Annotated in this window: 15 protein-coding genes; 8 read left to right on the top strand and 7 right to left on the bottom strand. The window is 72.4% G+C overall.

The features are described from left to right. Positions 1–110 precede the first annotated feature (110 nt). Entirely contained in the window at positions 111–539 is a 429-nt protein-coding gene (locus tag BLV76_RS21335) for a DUF4439 domain-containing protein (protein ID WP_090971945.1), read from the bottom strand. Further along, on the bottom strand, positions 536–1,063 hold the full coding sequence (locus tag BLV76_RS21330; protein WP_090971944.1) for a hypothetical protein: 528 nt from the start codon (positions 1,061–1,063) through the stop codon (positions 536–538). Before BLV76_RS21330 ends, BLV76_RS21335 begins: the two co-directional genes overlap by 4 nt. Positions 1,064–1,178: 115 nt before the next feature. Between BLV76_RS21330 and rimP the strand changes: the two genes are divergently transcribed. Both rimP and nusA read left to right on the top strand, forming a co-directional pair. Next, positions 1,179–1,664, top strand: a complete 486-nt coding sequence (rimP, locus tag BLV76_RS21325; protein WP_090971942.1) for a ribosome maturation factor RimP — start codon at positions 1,179–1,181, stop codon at positions 1,662–1,664. After that, positions 1,664–2,647, top strand: a complete 984-nt coding sequence (gene nusA / locus BLV76_RS21320) for a transcription termination factor NusA (RefSeq protein WP_090971940.1) — start codon at positions 1,664–1,666, stop codon at positions 2,645–2,647. Before rimP ends, nusA begins: the two co-directional genes overlap by 1 nt. A gap of 36 nt (positions 2,648–2,683) precedes the next feature. Here the strand turns inward: nusA and BLV76_RS21315 are convergent, their stop codons facing one another. Continuing rightward, positions 2,684–3,415: an alpha/beta hydrolase gene (locus BLV76_RS21315; RefSeq protein ID WP_090971938.1), complete on the bottom strand. Its 732-nt coding sequence runs from the start codon at positions 3,413–3,415 to the stop codon at positions 2,684–2,686. Between the two features lie 73 nt (positions 3,416–3,488). On the opposite strand from BLV76_RS21315, the gene BLV76_RS21310 reads away from it, so the two are divergent. The 6 genes from BLV76_RS21310 to BLV76_RS21285 all read left to right on the top strand — a co-directional run bounded on the left by BLV76_RS21310 (position 3,489) and on the right by BLV76_RS21285 (position 10,103). Next, complete coding sequence (locus tag BLV76_RS21310; RefSeq protein ID WP_090971937.1) at positions 3,489–3,845, top strand: DUF448 domain-containing protein; 357 nt, start codon at positions 3,489–3,491, stop codon at positions 3,843–3,845. A 98-nt stretch (positions 3,846–3,943) separates the two neighbouring features. Continuing rightward, entirely contained in the window at positions 3,944–6,730 is a 2,787-nt protein-coding gene (gene infB, locus BLV76_RS21305) for a translation initiation factor IF-2 (RefSeq protein WP_090971935.1), read from the top strand. A gap of 130 nt (positions 6,731–6,860) precedes the next feature. Continuing rightward, a complete protein-coding gene (gene rbfA, locus BLV76_RS21300; RefSeq protein ID WP_090971933.1) occupies positions 6,861–7,328 on the top strand; it encodes a 30S ribosome-binding factor RbfA in 468 nt (155 codons plus the stop codon). Continuing rightward, entirely contained in the window at positions 7,328–8,185 is an 858-nt protein-coding gene (gene truB / locus BLV76_RS21295) for a tRNA pseudouridine(55) synthase TruB (protein ID WP_090971931.1), read from the top strand. Before rbfA ends, truB begins: the two co-directional genes overlap by 1 nt. Before the next feature lie 62 nt (positions 8,186–8,247). Further along, positions 8,248–9,183, top strand: coding sequence for a bifunctional riboflavin kinase/FAD synthetase (locus BLV76_RS21290; RefSeq protein ID WP_090971930.1), 936 nt, complete (start codon positions 8,248–8,250; stop codon positions 9,181–9,183). Further along, entirely contained in the window at positions 9,180–10,103 is a 924-nt protein-coding gene (locus BLV76_RS21285) for a hypothetical protein (protein WP_090971928.1), read from the top strand. Before BLV76_RS21290 ends, BLV76_RS21285 begins: the two co-directional genes overlap by 4 nt. Before the next feature lie 355 nt (positions 10,104–10,458). Here BLV76_RS21285 and BLV76_RS21280 read toward each other — a convergent pair whose 3' ends face one another. The 4 genes from BLV76_RS21280 to BLV76_RS21265 are packed head-to-tail and all read right to left on the bottom strand — an operon-like array spanning position 10,459 to position 14,495. Further along, entirely contained in the window at positions 10,459–10,701 is a 243-nt protein-coding gene (locus BLV76_RS21280) for an HPr family phosphocarrier protein (protein ID WP_090971926.1), read from the bottom strand. 31 nt (positions 10,702–10,732) lie between these two features. Next, positions 10,733–12,796, bottom strand: coding sequence for a PTS fructose transporter subunit IIABC (locus tag BLV76_RS21275; RefSeq protein WP_090971923.1), 2,064 nt, complete (start codon positions 12,794–12,796; stop codon positions 10,733–10,735). Next, positions 12,793–13,758 carry a 1-phosphofructokinase family hexose kinase gene (locus BLV76_RS21270; RefSeq protein WP_090971921.1) on the bottom strand — a complete coding sequence of 322 codons (966 nt, stop codon included), beginning with the start codon at positions 13,756–13,758 and terminating at the stop codon, positions 12,793–12,795. Before BLV76_RS21270 ends, BLV76_RS21275 begins: the two co-directional genes overlap by 4 nt. Further along, a complete protein-coding gene (locus BLV76_RS21265; protein ID WP_245734831.1) occupies positions 13,755–14,495 on the bottom strand; it encodes a DeoR/GlpR family DNA-binding transcription regulator in 741 nt (246 codons plus the stop codon). Before BLV76_RS21265 ends, BLV76_RS21270 begins: the two co-directional genes overlap by 4 nt. Between the last annotated feature and the right edge of the window lie 59 nt (positions 14,496–14,554).

Raw genomic sequence — 14,554 nt, 5'->3', positions numbered from 1 at the left:
TCCTCGGCCCTTGGGAAGGATCTCGGGACTTTCCCAAGGGTGGAGGCCACGGGCCGTTCTTCATTTCCGCCTGGCGTCGTCCCCGGCCCGCGGCAGGTGCTCGGTCGAGCTCAGTCGAGCTCGGGGGCGCCGGGCCAGGTCTGGGCCGCGCCGCCCAGCTCCAGCTGCCAGGCCGCCGACCAGGTCGCCTCGGTCAGGGCCCACTCGCGCACGTCGCTCGTCGACTGCGCCACGAGGGCGAGCAGCACCGCCACCGAGTCCGCCTCGAGCGCGAGCGCGGCCGCCTGCACCTGGGGGCCGGTCAGCAGCGGCCCCCCGACGTCGTACGCCGCCGCGGCCGAGACGGGCTGACCGCCGGCGTCCTCGACCATGGCGCGCAGCTGGTCGCGCCGGGCCCGGTGGCGCCGGTAGCCGGCGGTCACGGCGTCGTAGAGCGCCGGGGTCGCCGACTGCGACGTGCGGGCGCCCAGGACGCCGTACGCGTAGAGGGCCCCGTGCTCGTCGGCGAGCGTGCTCTGCAACGCGTCGAGGACGCTCACGAGGTCACCTCGGTGGAGAGGGCGGCGGTGTGCTGGGCGGTCGACGCGGCGACGCTGGCCAGCACCCGGGCGAGGTCACCGCTCGCGGCGGCCACGCATCCCTCGCGGAGCTCGCGGAGCAGCCGCTGCTCCGAGCGGCGCACGGTCCGCAGCGCGCCGAGGATCTGCGGCGCGACCGTGGGCGGGGGAGCGGTCGGGCGCTCGGCGTCCGGCACCGCGCCGACGAGCACCTCGAGGTGCGCCGCGTGCGCCGCGCCGAGCGGCTCGAGCCGACGGCCCAGGCTCGGTACCGAGAGCGTCGCCGACTCGAGCACGGACTGCGCCCGCACGAGGGCGGCCACGACGGTGGCGACGAGCGCGGCGTCCTCCGGCGGCTCCTGCGCGGGCTCCTGGGTGGTCGCCGGCCCGTCGGTCGAGGAGGCCCTCGGCGGGTCGATGTCGCAGCCCGCCACGACGGGGACGGCCAGCGGTGCCGCGAGCGCCGCACCCAGCGTCGTACGACGTGAGAGCGGGCGTCCTGGCACCCCCGAACCCTAACGGGCAGGCCAGGTCCGGACCTGCGCGACGGGGATGTCGAGGGTGTGGAGACGGCCGCTAGGGTGATCCCTCGACAACAGCACAAGGAGGTCGTGCATCCTCATGAGTTCCCACCAGGACGCCACCCGGGACCGCATCGAAGCGGAGCTGGTCGACCCCCTGAGCGTGATGGACCTCGACGTCGAGGCCGTCGAGATCACCCCGGCCGGCAAGCGCCGCGTGCTGCGCGTCGCGGTCGACAAGGACGGCGGCGTCACCCTCGACGACGTCGCCGACGCGACGCGCGAGATCTCCCGGGTGCTCGACGAGTCCGACGTGATGGGCGAGATGCCCTACACGCTCGAGGTGACCAGCCGGGGCGTCGACCGCCCCCTGACCCTGCCGCGCCACTGGCGCCGCAACGAGGACCGCCTCGTCAAGGCCACGCTCACCGACGGGTCGAGCCTGACCGGACGGATCCTCACCTCGTCGGAGGAGTCGGCCACGCTCGACGTCTCCGGCGCGAAGCACGAGGTCGCCTACGCCGACGTGGCCAAGGCGCTCGTGCAGATCGAGTTCAACCGCAAGAGCGACACGAAGGACGACTGATGGACATCGATCTGAGCATCCTGCGGATGCTGGAGCGCGAGAAGGAGATCTCCTTCGAGGTGCTGGCCGAGGCCATCGAGCAGGCCCTGCTCACCGCCTACCAGCGCGCCACCGAGTCGTCCCACCCCGCCCGCGTCGAGCTCGACCGCAAGAGCGGCCACGTGACGGTGTGGGCCCGCGAGGTCGACGACGAGGGCAACGCCGGCCCGGAGTACGACGACACGCCCGACGGCTTCGGCCGCATCGCCGCGACCACCGCCAAGCAGGTGATGCTGCAGCGCCTGCGCGACGCCGAGGACGAGATCAAGTTCGGCGAGTTCTCCGGCAAGGAGGGCGACATCATCTCGGGCATCATCCAGCAGGGTCGCAACCCCGACGACGTGATGGTCGACCTCGGCAAGCTCGAGGCGATCCTGCCGATCAGCGAGCGGGTGCCGGGGGAGAGCTACGTCCACGGCGAGCGCATCAAGTGCCTGGTGACCTCGGTCCGCAAGGGCATGCGCGGCCCGCAGATCACTCTGTCGCGCTCGCACCCGACGCTGGTCAAGAAGCTCTTCGCCCTCGAGGTGCCCGAGATCGCCGACGGCACCGTCGAGGTCGCCGCCATCGCCCGCGAGGCCGGCCACCGCACCAAGATCGCGGTCCACTCCACGATTCCCGGTGTCAACGCCAAGGGCGCGTGCATCGGCCCGATGGGCCAGCGCGTGCGCAACGTGATGAGCGAGCTGCACGGCGAGAAGATCGACATCGTCGACTGGGCCGAGGACCCCGGTGAGCTCGTGGCCCACGCGCTGTCGCCGGCCCGGGTCAACTCGGTCGAGATCGTCGACCTGGCCGCCCGCTCGTGCCGCGTCGTCGTGCCAGACTTCCAGCTCTCCCTCGCCATCGGCAAGGAGGGCCAGAACGCCCGGCTCGCCGCCCGCCTCACGGGCTGGCGGATCGACATCCGCTCGGACGAGGCGCCCGACCCCGCCGACGACTGATCCGCCGACCGGTCCGACGAGTGGTCCGACGACCGATCAGGTGACGGGCTCCCCGAGGAACCGCTGGATCTCGTTCCAGTAGGCGTCCGGCTGCGCGACCGAGACGTGGTCCTCCTCGGGGAGCTCGACGACCCGGGCACCCGGTGGCAGGGCGGCCACGAGGCGGTCGGTGGCCTCGGGGCGCACGATCGTGTCGTGCCCGGCGCGGACCACGAGGATCGGCGCCGCGATGGCGCCGACGTGCTCCACGGACGGGAAGCGGTCGGGCACCAAGAGGTCGACGGGCAGGCCGCCGAAGAGGGTGCGCATGACCCCGGACAGGCTGTCGAACGGCGTCACCAGCACCACCGACTCCACCACGTCGCGCACCCGCGGGTCGGAGCAGACCTGCGCCGCCACCCCGCTGCCGAGGCTGCGCCCGATCACGGCGACCGACTCGTGCCGCCCCGCGACGTCGAGCAGCACCGCGATCCCGTCCTCGACCAGGTCGCGCTCGGTCGGGATGCCGTCGGAGGCGCCGTGGCCGCGGTAGGCGACGAGGTACGACGTGCGCCCGCCCAGCGACGTACGGAAGCGCTGGCGCCAGCCGCTCACGTCCTCGATGTTGCCGCCGAAGTAGACCACCGCGCGGGCCGACCCGGGTCGGGTGACCCAGCCGCGCACCACCGTGCCGTCGCGGTCCAGCTCGTAGGTGGTGGGCGGGAGGTCCCCGCGCGTCCGGCCCGCCTGGTAGACCAGGCGCCGGGTCAGGTCACCGATCGGGTTCACCGAGCCAGCATGACCCACGCGCACGAACGCCCGGTTCGTCAGCCACTGGCGGCACGGGCTATTGTTGACGATAGTGGCCACCACGTCTGACACCCCTGCGCCCGGACCCGTCCGGACCTGCGTGGGTTGCCGGGCCAGGGCCGCTGCGAGCGATCTGCTCCGCGTGGTCGCGGGGACGGATGCCGAGGGCCGACCGGCCCTGGTGCCCGATCCGCACCACCGGGCACCAGGCCGTGGGGCGCACGTCCACCCCACGCAGGAGTGTTGGCAGCTCGCCGTGCGTCGCCGAGCATTTCCCCGTGCGCTGCGCAGGGGGGAGAATCTCAGCGGTGCCCCGGTGGAGGCCCATCTCGAGGAGTGGCTCACCGCGCACGCACCACCGTCCGGATCACAGCAGCACCGACCAGAAACTGGAGCACGCAGCTCATGAGCACTCGATGAGTAACTCGTAATGAGTGTGCACACCCACTAGCTGTTCCGTTTCCCCTGTCCTTCTGGGGTCACGGACCAGAAGGAGCAGAAGCAACCGTGGCAAAGACCCGAGTCCACGAACTCGCCAAGGAGTTCGGAGTCGAGAGCAAGTTCGTTCTCGAGAAGCTCAAGGAGATGGGGGAGTTCGTCAAGTCGGCATCGTCGACTGTCGAGCCGCCCGTCGAGATGCGCTTCAAGAAGCAGTACGGCGACGAGCTGAAGGCCGCTGCGGCCTCAGCCCCCGCCGCCGACACCGCGACCGACGCCCCGGCCGACAAGCCGGCCGCGAAGACCGCGCCCAAGCCCGGCCCGAAGCCGGCCCCCGCGCCCGCCGCGACCGAGGCTCCCGCCGAGGTCCCGGCCCCGGCAGCCGAGGCTCCCGCCCCGGCCGCCAAGCCCGGCCCGAAGCCCGGCCCGAAGGCACCTGTCGCCGAGCCGGAGGCACCTGCCGCCGAGCCCGAGCCGCCGGCCGCCCCGGCCGCACCCGCGGCCAAGGCGCCGTCCCCGGCACCGCGTCCCGTCGGCAGGCCCGGCGCGCCGCGTCCGGGCAACAACCCGTTCGCCCCCAGCCAGGGCATGGGCTCGCGTCCTCCGGCGCCCCGTCCGGCCGCCGGCGACGACAACCGTCCGCCGCGTCCGCCGGCCGGCGGCGACGCCCGCCCCGGCATGCCGCGTCCCAACCCGGCCATGATGCCCAAGTCCCCGGCTGCCTTCGGCAACGGCCCGGGCGCCCGCCCGGCCCGTGGTGGCCCCGGTGGCGCTCCCGGTCGTCCGGGTGCTCCCGGTCGTGGCGGTGCCCCGGGTCGCCCCGGTGGCGCTCCCGGCGGTGCGCCCGGTGGCGCTCCCGGTCGTCCCGGCGGCTTCGGCCCGTCCGGCGGCGGTCGCCCGGGTGGCGGCCGTCCCGGCCAGCGCGGCCAGACCCAGGGTGCCTTCGGGCGCGCCGGTGGTCCGTCGCGTCGTGGACGGAAGTCGAAGCGTGCGCGTCGCATGGAGTTCGAGGCCATGGAGGCCCCGACGATCGGTGGCGTGCGTGTCCGCAAGGGCAACGGCGAGACCGTCCGGCTCCCGCGCGGTGCCTCGCTGACCGACTTCGCCGAGAAGATCAACGTCGACGCCGCAGCGCTGGTGCAGATGCTGTTCTCGCTGGGCGAGATGGTCACCTCGACGCAGTCGGTGGGTGACGAGACGTTCGAGCTGCTCGCCGAGGAGCTCAACTACGTCGTGCAGATCGTCTCCCCGGAGGACGAGGACCGCGAGCTGCTCGAGACGTTCGACCTCGAGTTCGGTGCCGACGAGGGCGACGAGGCCGACCTGGCCATCCGTCCGCCGGTCGTCACGGTCATGGGTCACGTCGACCACGGAAAGACCAAGCTCCTCGACGCACTGCGTGACGCCAACGTGGTCGACAAGGAGGCCGGTGGCATCACCCAGCACATCGGTGCCTACCAGGTCCACACCGAGGTCGACGGCGACGACCGCCGCATCACCTTCATCGACACCCCGGGTCACGAGGCGTTCACCGCCATGCGTGCCCGTGGTGCCCAGGCCACCGACATCGCGATCCTGGTCGTCGCGGCCGACGACGGCGTCATGCCGCAGACGGTCGAGGCGCTCAACCACGCGAAGGCGGCCGGCGTGCCGATCGTCGTGGCGGTCAACAAGATCGACAAGCCGGAGGCCGACGCGACGAAGGTCCGTGGCCAGCTGACGGAGTACGGCCTGATCCCCGAGGAGTACGGCGGCGACGCGATGTTCGTCGACGTCTCGGCCAAGGCCGGGCTCAACCTCGACAAGCTGCTCGAGGCCGTCGTGCTCACCGCCGACGCGTCGCTCGACCTGCGTGCCAACCCCGACCAGGACGCCCAGGGCCTCGTGGTCGAGGCGCACCTCGACCGTGGCCGCGGCCCCGTCGCGACCGTGCTGGTCCAGCGCGGCACGCTGCGGGTCGGCGACTCGATCGTCGCCGGTCCGGCCCACGGCCGTGTCCGCGCGATGCTCGACGAGCACGGCAACGAGATCGCCGAGGCCGACCCGTCGCGTCCGGCGATGGTGCTGGGCCTCTCGGCGGTGCCGGGTGCGGGCCAGAACTTCATCGTGGTCGAGGACGACCGCATGGCCCGCCAGATCGCCGAGAAGCGTGAGGCGCGCGAGCGTGCGGCCATGCAGGCCAAGCGTCGTGTGCGTCGCAGCCTCGAGGACTTCATGGCCTCCATGGAGAAGGGCGAGAGCCAGGAGCTCAACCTCATCCTCAAGGGCGACGTGTCCGGTTCGGTCGAGGCCCTCGAGGACGCCCTGTCGCAGATCGACGTCGGCGACGAGGTCTCGCTCCGCGTCATCGACCGCGGTGTCGGTGCGATCACCGAGACCAACGTCGACCTGGCCGCCGCCTCCGACGCCATCATCATCGGCTTCAACGTCCGCCCGCAGGGCAAGGCGAGCCAGATGGCCGACAAGGAAGGTGTCGAGATCCGCTACTACTCGGTCATCTACCAGGCGATCGAGGAGATCGAGGCAGCGCTCAAGGGCATGCTCAAGCCGATCTACGAGGAGTCGACCCTCGGCCAGGCGGAGATCCGCGAGATCTTCCGCTCGTCCAAGGCCGGCAACATCGCGGGCTGCATGGTCACCTCCGGTGTCCTGCGCCGCAACGCGAAGGTCCGGATCCTGCGCGACGGAGCGGTGGTGGCCGACAACCTCGACCTCGCCTCGCTCCGCCGCGAGAAGGACGACGCCGCCGAGGTCCGCGAGGGCTTCGAGTGCGGTCTGGTGCTGAGGAACTTCCAGGACATCAAGATCGGCGATGTCGTGGAGGCCTTCGAGATGCGCGAGATCCCGCGCGGCTGATCCACCGGGCACTTCGTGCCCGTGAGCGCCATCGACCGGGCGCTTCGTCCCCAGTGACGGGGACGAAGCGCCCGGTCACCATCTGTGGCGGGGACGAAGCGCCCGCTCACGAGTAGGAGAGACTGCAGCCATGACCAACCCCCGCGTCCGCAAGATCGCCGACCGGATCCAGGTGATCGTCGCCGAGATGCTCGAGCGGCGCATCAAGGACCCGCGGCTCGGCTTCGTGACCATCACCGACGTCCGCGTCACCGGCGACTCCCAGCAGGCGTCGATCTTCTACACGGTCCTCGGCGCCGACGACGAGCTCGCCAGCACCGCTGCGGCGCTCGAGTCCGCCAAGGGCGTCATCCGCTCCGAGGTCGCCAAGCAGCTCGGGATGCGGATCGTGCCGTCCCTGACGTTCATCCCCGACGCGCTGCCCGAGAGCGCCCGCGCGCTCGACGAGGTGCTGGCGCGCGCCAAGGAGCAGGACGACGCCGTCGCCGCGCAGCGCGGGTCGGCCTACGCCGGCGAGGCCGACCCCTACAAGAAGCCGCGCGTCATCGGTGACGACGACGAGCTGGACGACCTCGACGACGAGGACCTCGACGACTGATGGTCGACCCCGGTCTGGTCGTCGTCGACAAGGCCCCGGGCATGACCTCGCACGACGTCGTGGCCCGGGTGCGCCGCCTCGCCGGCACCCGCAAGGTCGGCCACGCCGGCACCCTGGACCCGATGGCGACCGGTGTGCTGGTCCTCGGCGTCGACCGCGCCACCCGGCTGCTCGGTCACCTGATGCTGACCGAGAAGGCCTACGACGCCACGATCCTGCTCGGAGTCGCCACGACCACCGACGACGCGGAGGGCGAGGTCGTCTCGACGGCTGCCACGGACGACGTCCGCGAGGACGACGTACGCGCCGAGCTGGCGAAGCTGGTCGGTGACATCGAGCAGGTGCCGACCACCGTCTCCGCGATCAAGGTGGACGGCAAGCGCGCCTACGCGCGGGTGCGCGACGGCGAGCAGGTGGAGCTCAAGCCCCGGCCGGTGACCATCCACGAGATCGTCGTGCACGAGGTCGCGCTGCCCGAGGTGCGGATCTCGGTGCGGTGCTCGAGCGGCACCTACGTCCGCGCCATCGCGCGCGACGTCGGCGCGGCGCTCGGCGTCGGTGGCCACCTGACGGCACTGCGGCGTACTGCCGTGGGCTCCTTCGACCTCACCGTGGCCAGGACCCTCGAGCAGCTCGCCGACGACTTCTCGGTCGTCCCGATCGCCGACGCCGCGCGCGCCACCTTCGCCACGGTCGACCTCGACGAGGAGCAGGCCGCCCACGTCCGCTTCGGGCGCCCGCTCGACCTGGCCCTTCCCGCTGACGGCCCGCACGCCGTCTTCGCGCCGGACGGGTCGTTCCTCGCGCTCTACGAGCAGCAGGGGATGAAGGCGAAGCCGGTCGCGGTCTTCGTCTGAGCGATCCGCCGACCGGCAGGGGGAGCAGCGGTCCGGGCCCGGGTCGCCAGTAGGCTCTGGCCGTGCAGATCTGGCGTGACGTCGACGACGTGCCGGCCGACCTCGGCCGCACGGTCGTCAGCATCGGCAACTTCGACGGCGTGCACCTCGGGCACGCCCACGTGCTGCGGGAGGCGCGGGCGACCGCGACCCGCCTCGGCATCGACACGGTGGTCGCGGTGACCTTCGACCCGCACCCGATGGCGGTGCTCCGGCCCGACCACGCACCACCCACGCTCACCTCGATCCACACCCGTGCGCGTCTCCTCGAGGCCGCCGGCGTCGACGCGATCCTCGTCGTCGGCTTCGACCGCGAGATCGCGAGCTGGTCGCCGGAGGAGTTCATCGACCGGATCCTCGTCGGCGCGCTGCACGCCGGCGCGGTGGTGGTCGGCGCCAACTTCCGCTTCGGCGCCAAGGCCGCCGGCGAGGTCGCGACGCTGGTCGACGCGGGCGCGACCCGCGACTTCGAGACGGTCGGTGTGCCGCTCGACGGCGGGCCCCAGGTCTGGAGCTCGACCTACGTCCGCCAGTGCCTCGCGACCGGCGACGTCGCCGGTGCGGCCGAGGCGCTCGGGCGCGCGTTCACCGTCCGCGGCACGGTCGTCGAGGGCGACAAGCGCGGCCGCGAGATGGGCTACCCGACGGCCAACGTCCCGATCCCGCCGGTCGACGCGGCGCCGGCTGACGGCGTCTACGCGGGGTGGCTGACGCGACTCGACACGGGGGAGCGGTTCCCCGCGGCGATCTCGGTCGGCACCAACCCGACCTTCGACGGTGAGCGCGACCGTCGCGTCGAGTCCTACGTGCTCGACCGCGACGACCTCGAGCTCTACGGCGTCGAGGTCGAGGTCGCCTTCGTCGACCGACTGCGCGGGATGGTGAAGTTCGAGGGCATGGAGGCGCTCATCGAGACCATGCACGACGACGTACGCCGGGCGCGCCAGGTCCTGGCGTGACGCACGCCGAGCCGAGCACCCGCCCCGAGGCGGAGGCCTGGTTCCTGGCCCACGGGCTGCCCTACTTCGTCGACCCGATCCGCGAGCAGGTGCGCCGACGGCTCGCGCGCGGTCGGCTCCTGGTCGTGGCGGCCGTCGGGCTCCTGCTGGCCGTGCCCGTCGGCCTCACCGCCGGGTGGCTGGTGCACCGGGCCGAGCTCGACGGAGCGGTGTCGACGGGCGTCGCCACCGGCGGGACCGTGCTCGTCCTCGTGGCTGCGGTGTACGCCGCTCGCGCGCTGCGGGTGCACCTGATCGGCGCCTGGGCGGTGCGCCAGACCCTGGCGAGCCTGGGGCTGCTCTTCCCGCTCGCGACCCGCGCGCTGCCGATGCTGCTGCTGTTCGTGACGTTCCTCTTCATCAACACCGAGGTCTGGATGGTCGCCTCCGCGCTGGACGGCGGGATCCTGTGGGGCGCGGTGATGCTCTTCGCCGCCGTGGCGGTCGGGTTCCTGGTCGTGCGCCTGGTCGAGGAGGTCGACCGGCTCGATGACGAGATCGGTCGCGACGAGCTGGGCGACGACGCCGACGTCGTCGGCCTCCAGCGCACCAACCTGGTCCTCGTGCTGCTGATCACGCAGGCTTTCCAGGTGCTCCTGCTGGCATTGGCGGTCTTCGCGTTCTTCATCGTCTTCGGCGCGGTCGCGATGAAGCCGGAGGTCCTCGAGTCGTGGATCGGCGACGACCTGACGTACGTCTGGGGGATCCGCCCGATCAGCCTCGAGCTCGTCCAGGTCTCGACGTTCCAGGCCGCCTTCAGCGGCCTCTACTTCGCCGTCTACGCCGTCACCGACGAGACCTACCGCCGCGAGTTCTTCTCCGAGGTCCTCGGCGAGCTCGAGCAGGCCCTCCGGGTCCGGGTGCGCTACCTGCGCGGCTGATCCTGCGGGCGATCGTGGCCCGGCGTGGTCAGCGGTGCGTGAGCCACCTTTCCGACGTACGGAATGTGGCTGCGGCACCGCCCCTCGGCGAGTCGACCCCGGACATGCGCGTGGGCGGTGCGTGAGCCACCTCTCCGACGTACGGAATGTGGCTCACGCACCGCCCACAGCAGCGGACCGTCGTGGCCCGGTCAGCGGTGCGTGAGCCACATCCGCGGGCCTGCGAAGGTGGCTGTGGCACCGCTGCTCGGCGAGTCGGCCCCGGACATGCGGGTGGGCGGTGCGTGAGCCACCTCTCCGACGTACGGAATGTGGCTCACGCACCGCCCACAGCAGCGGACCAACGGGGGTCGGATCAGGCGTCGAGGTCCTGCTCGACCAGCGCGGCGATCGCGTCGACGGCAGCCTGGTCGTCACCGGCGACCTCGACCGTGTCGCCGGCACCGGCGCCGAGGGTCATGATCATCAGCGAGGAGCTCGCGTCGACACCGTTGATGGTGACGTCCGAGCCGAGCTCGCCGGCCTTCTCGGCGATGATCGCGGCGGGGCGGGCGTGGAGGCCGACGGAGGAGCCGACGACGACGGACTTGCTGGGCATGGTTCTCCTAGGTGTGCTGCGGGGTTGTGGGTCAGACAGTAGCGATGTCGGCGTCCTTGCGGCCCATCGTCTTGAGCGCGATCACGAGCGCGGACGCGACCAGCGTCCCGGCCACGAGGGCGATGATGAAGCCGCCGACCCCGTCCACCGCGAAGAGCACGAAGATGCCGCCGTGCGGGGCTCGGAGCTCGACGCCCATCCCCATCGAGATCGCGCCGGTGACCGCGCTGCCGGCCATGATCGAGGGGATCACGCGCAGCGGGTCGGCCGCGGCGAACGGGATCGCGCCCTCGGTGATGAACGAGGCGCCCATCAGCCAGGCGGCCTTGCCGTTCTCGCGCTCGGGGACGGTGAAGAGCCCGGGGCGTACGACGGTGGCGAGCGCCAGCGCCAGCGGCGGGACCATGCCCGACAGCATGACCGCGGCCATGACCTTGAGCTCCGGGGCGTCCGTGGCGGTGGCCGCCGCGCCGAGCCCGGCCGTCGCGAAGGCGTAGGCCGTCTTGTTGAGCGGGCCGCCCATGTCGAAGGCCATCATGAGGCCGAGGATGATGCCGAGGATGATGGCCGACCCGCCCTGGAGGCTGTTGAGGCCGTCGGTCAGGTTGGACATCAGGCTGGCGAGCGGCTTGCCGAGGATCACGAGCATCACGAAGCCGGAGATCATCGTCGCGAGCAGGGGGATCACCAGCACGGGCATCAGCCCGCGGGCCCAGACCGGAACCTTCCACGACGCGATCCAGTGGGCGGCGAGACCGGCGAGGACACCGCCGATGATGCCGCCGAGGAACCCGGAGTTGATGACGCCGGCGATCGCGCCCATCACGAAGCCGGGGGCGATGCCGGGCCGGTCGGCGATGGCGTAGGCGATGTAGCCCGCCAGCGCCGGCACGAGGAACCCGAAGGCCGCGCCGCCGAGCGTGAAGAACAGCGCGCCGAGGTAGGCGAAGAACGGGCTGCCCGCGAGGGCGTGGTCGAGGCCGAGCGCGTCCACGTCGGGCAGGTTGAAGAGCGTGTTGGTGACGGCGATGTTCTGGCCGTCGGTGACGATCTCGTAGCCGCCGAACAGGAAGCCGAGCGCGATCAGCAGACCGCCGGCCGCGACGAACGGGATCATGTAGGACACGCCGGTCATCAGCACCCGGCGGATCCGGCCGCCCCACGACTCGTCGGCCGCACCGCCGCCGCCACCGGCTGCCGAGGCGTCACCCTCGACCCGCGGCGAGCCGGCCGGGTCGGCGGCGTACTTCAGCGCCTCCTGGATCATCGCGTCGGCGTCGTCGATGGGGCGCTTCACGCCGGAGCTGACCATCGGCTTCCCGGCGAAGCGACCGCGGTCGCGGACCCCCACGTCGACGGCGAAGATCACCGCGCCGGCGGCGGCGATGGTGTCGGGGGCCAGCGGCGTCGAGCCGGCGGAGCCCTGCGTCTCGACCTGGAGCTGGACGCCGGCGCGCTCGGCGGCGGCCTCGAGGGCCTCGGCCGCCATGTAGGTGTGCGCGATGCCGGTCGGGCAGGCCGTGACGGCGACGAGGGACGGCTTGCCGCCGGCGGCTGCGGCGGGCGCGGCCGCACCAGAGGCCGGAGCAGCTCCGGCCGCGGGAGCGGCCGCGGGGGCAGCGGCGGCGGTCTTGGCGGGGGCCGGCTCGCCCAGCTCGTGGCTGACCAGGTCGACGACGTCCTGGGGCGTCTCGGCCGTGCGGAGCGCATCGGTGAAGGCGGGCTTCACGAGCGCACGGGCCAGCTTGGTGAGGATGGTGAGGTGGTCGGCGTCGCCACCGGCCGGGGCGGCGATGAGGAACGCGAGGTCGGCCGGGCCGTCCTTGGCGCCGAAGTCGACCGGCGGGTCGAGGCGGGCGAAGGCCAGCGTGGGCGTCTCGACGCCGGCGGTGCGGCAGTGCGGGATCGCGATGCCACCGGGGAGCCCGGTCGCTGACGTCGACTCGCGGGCGAACGCGTCGGCGACGAGCTGGTCCTTGTCGGTCGCCCGTCCGGCGTCCTCGACGACGGCCGCGAGGGCGCGGATCACGTCCTGCTTGTCGGCGCCCCAGTCCGCGCCGAGGCGCACGAGGTCGGTGGTGATCAGGTCGGTCATGCTGTGCCTCCCGAAGAAGCGGTCAGTGCGGTGACGCCGACGAGCTCCGTGCGGAGCTGCGAGGGCTGGGGGATGGTGGTGCCAGGTAGTCCTGCGGCGGCACTGCCGTAGGCCACAGCCAACGCCAGGCGCTCGGGAGCCGCAAGACCCCTGATGTCGCCGAGCAGGTAGCCGAAGAGGCTGGAGTCGCCGGCACCGACGGTGCTGACGACAGTGGTGGGCGGGGGCGTGGCGTGCCACGCGCCCTCCGCGGTGACGAGGACGGCGCCGTTGCCGCCGAGCGTGGCCAGCACGGCGCCGACACCCTGGTCGATGAGCTGGCGCGCGGCTCGGGCGGTCGCGGCCGGGTCGGACTCGAGCTCGTCGGCGTCGCCGCCGGTGAAGGAGGCGAGCTCCTCGCCGTTGGGCTTCATCAGGTCGGGCGCGGCGTCGGGCAGGGCCGCGACGAGCGCCTGGAGCGGCGCCTCGCTCGTGTCGACGGCCACGTGGCCGCCGACGGCACGGAGGCGGCGTACGAGGTCGGCGTAGAACTCCGCGGGAGCCCCCGCCGGCAGCGAGCCGGCGAGGACGGTCCAGGCGGCGGTGGACGCGCGGGCGAGCACCGCCTCCACCATGCGCTCGAGGTCGTCGGAGGAGACCTCGGCGCCGGGGGAGTTGAGCTTGGTGGTCGTGCCGTCGGGCTCGGTGATGGTCAGGTTGACCCGCACCCCACCGGCCGGGCGCACGGGGCGGCAGTCGATGCCGGCGCCGAGCAGCTCGAGCACGAACGGGTCGTCCTTGAGGGCGGGTACGACGGCGATGCTGGGGATGTCGGCGATCACCGCGGCGCGCGAGATGTTCACCCCCTTGCCACCGGCCTGGGACGTCACCGACACCACCCGGTGGACCTGCCCGCGCTCGAGCTCGCCGTCGAGCGCGACGGTCCGGTCGAAGCTGGGGTTGGGGGTCAGGGTCAGGATCATGCGATCACTACCTCTATTCCGGCGTTCTCCAGCGCGCGGCGGTCCGCGGCCTCGATGTCGCTGTCGGTGACCAGGACGTCCACGCTGTCGAGCGTCGCGAAGCGCACCGCGGTCTCGACGCCGAACTTGGTGGAGTCGGCCAGCACCACGGTCCGGCGCGCGCACGCGATCATCGCGCGCTTGCTCGCGGCCTCGTCGCTGTCGGGGGTGGTCAGCCCGTGGCCCACCGTGATGCCGTTGGTGGCGATGAACGCCACGTCGGCCCGGAGCTCGGCGAGCGCCCCCACCGTGTCGGCGCCGACGGCCGCGTGGGTGGCCGGGCGGACCTTGCCCGGGAGCAGGTGGAGCTCGATCTGGGGCAGCCCCGCGAGTCGCGTCGCGACCGGCACCGCGTGGGTGACGACCGTGAGCCGGTGGTCGCGGGGCAGCGCCGCGGCGAAGCGCGACGTCGTGCTCCCGGCGTCGATGACCACGACGGAGTCGGGCGCGGGCAGCAGGGCGAGCGCCGCGGTGGCGATCGCCTCCTTGGCCTGGGTGTTGGACTGGTCGCGCTCGCCGATCCCGGACTCGATGACGGTGAGCGAGCCGGCCGGCACCGCGCCGCCGTGCACGCGTCGCACGAGTCCCATGCGGTCGAGCGTGGAGAGGTCGCGGCGTACGGTCTCCGTGGTGACGTCGAACTCCTCGGAGAGCTGGACGACGGACAGGCGGCCACGTCGGCTGATCAGGTGAGCCATCGCTTGCTGGCGCTCTTCGGCGTACATGGTCCTCCCCGCAATCTGTGTATGTGTTGTTT

Origin of the sequence: Nocardioides exalbidus (assembly GCF_900105585.1) — a bacterium.
Lineage (GTDB): Bacteria > Actinomycetota > Actinomycetes > Propionibacteriales > Nocardioidaceae > Nocardioides > Nocardioides exalbidus.
This window is presented reverse-complemented; position numbering and strand designations above follow the sequence as displayed.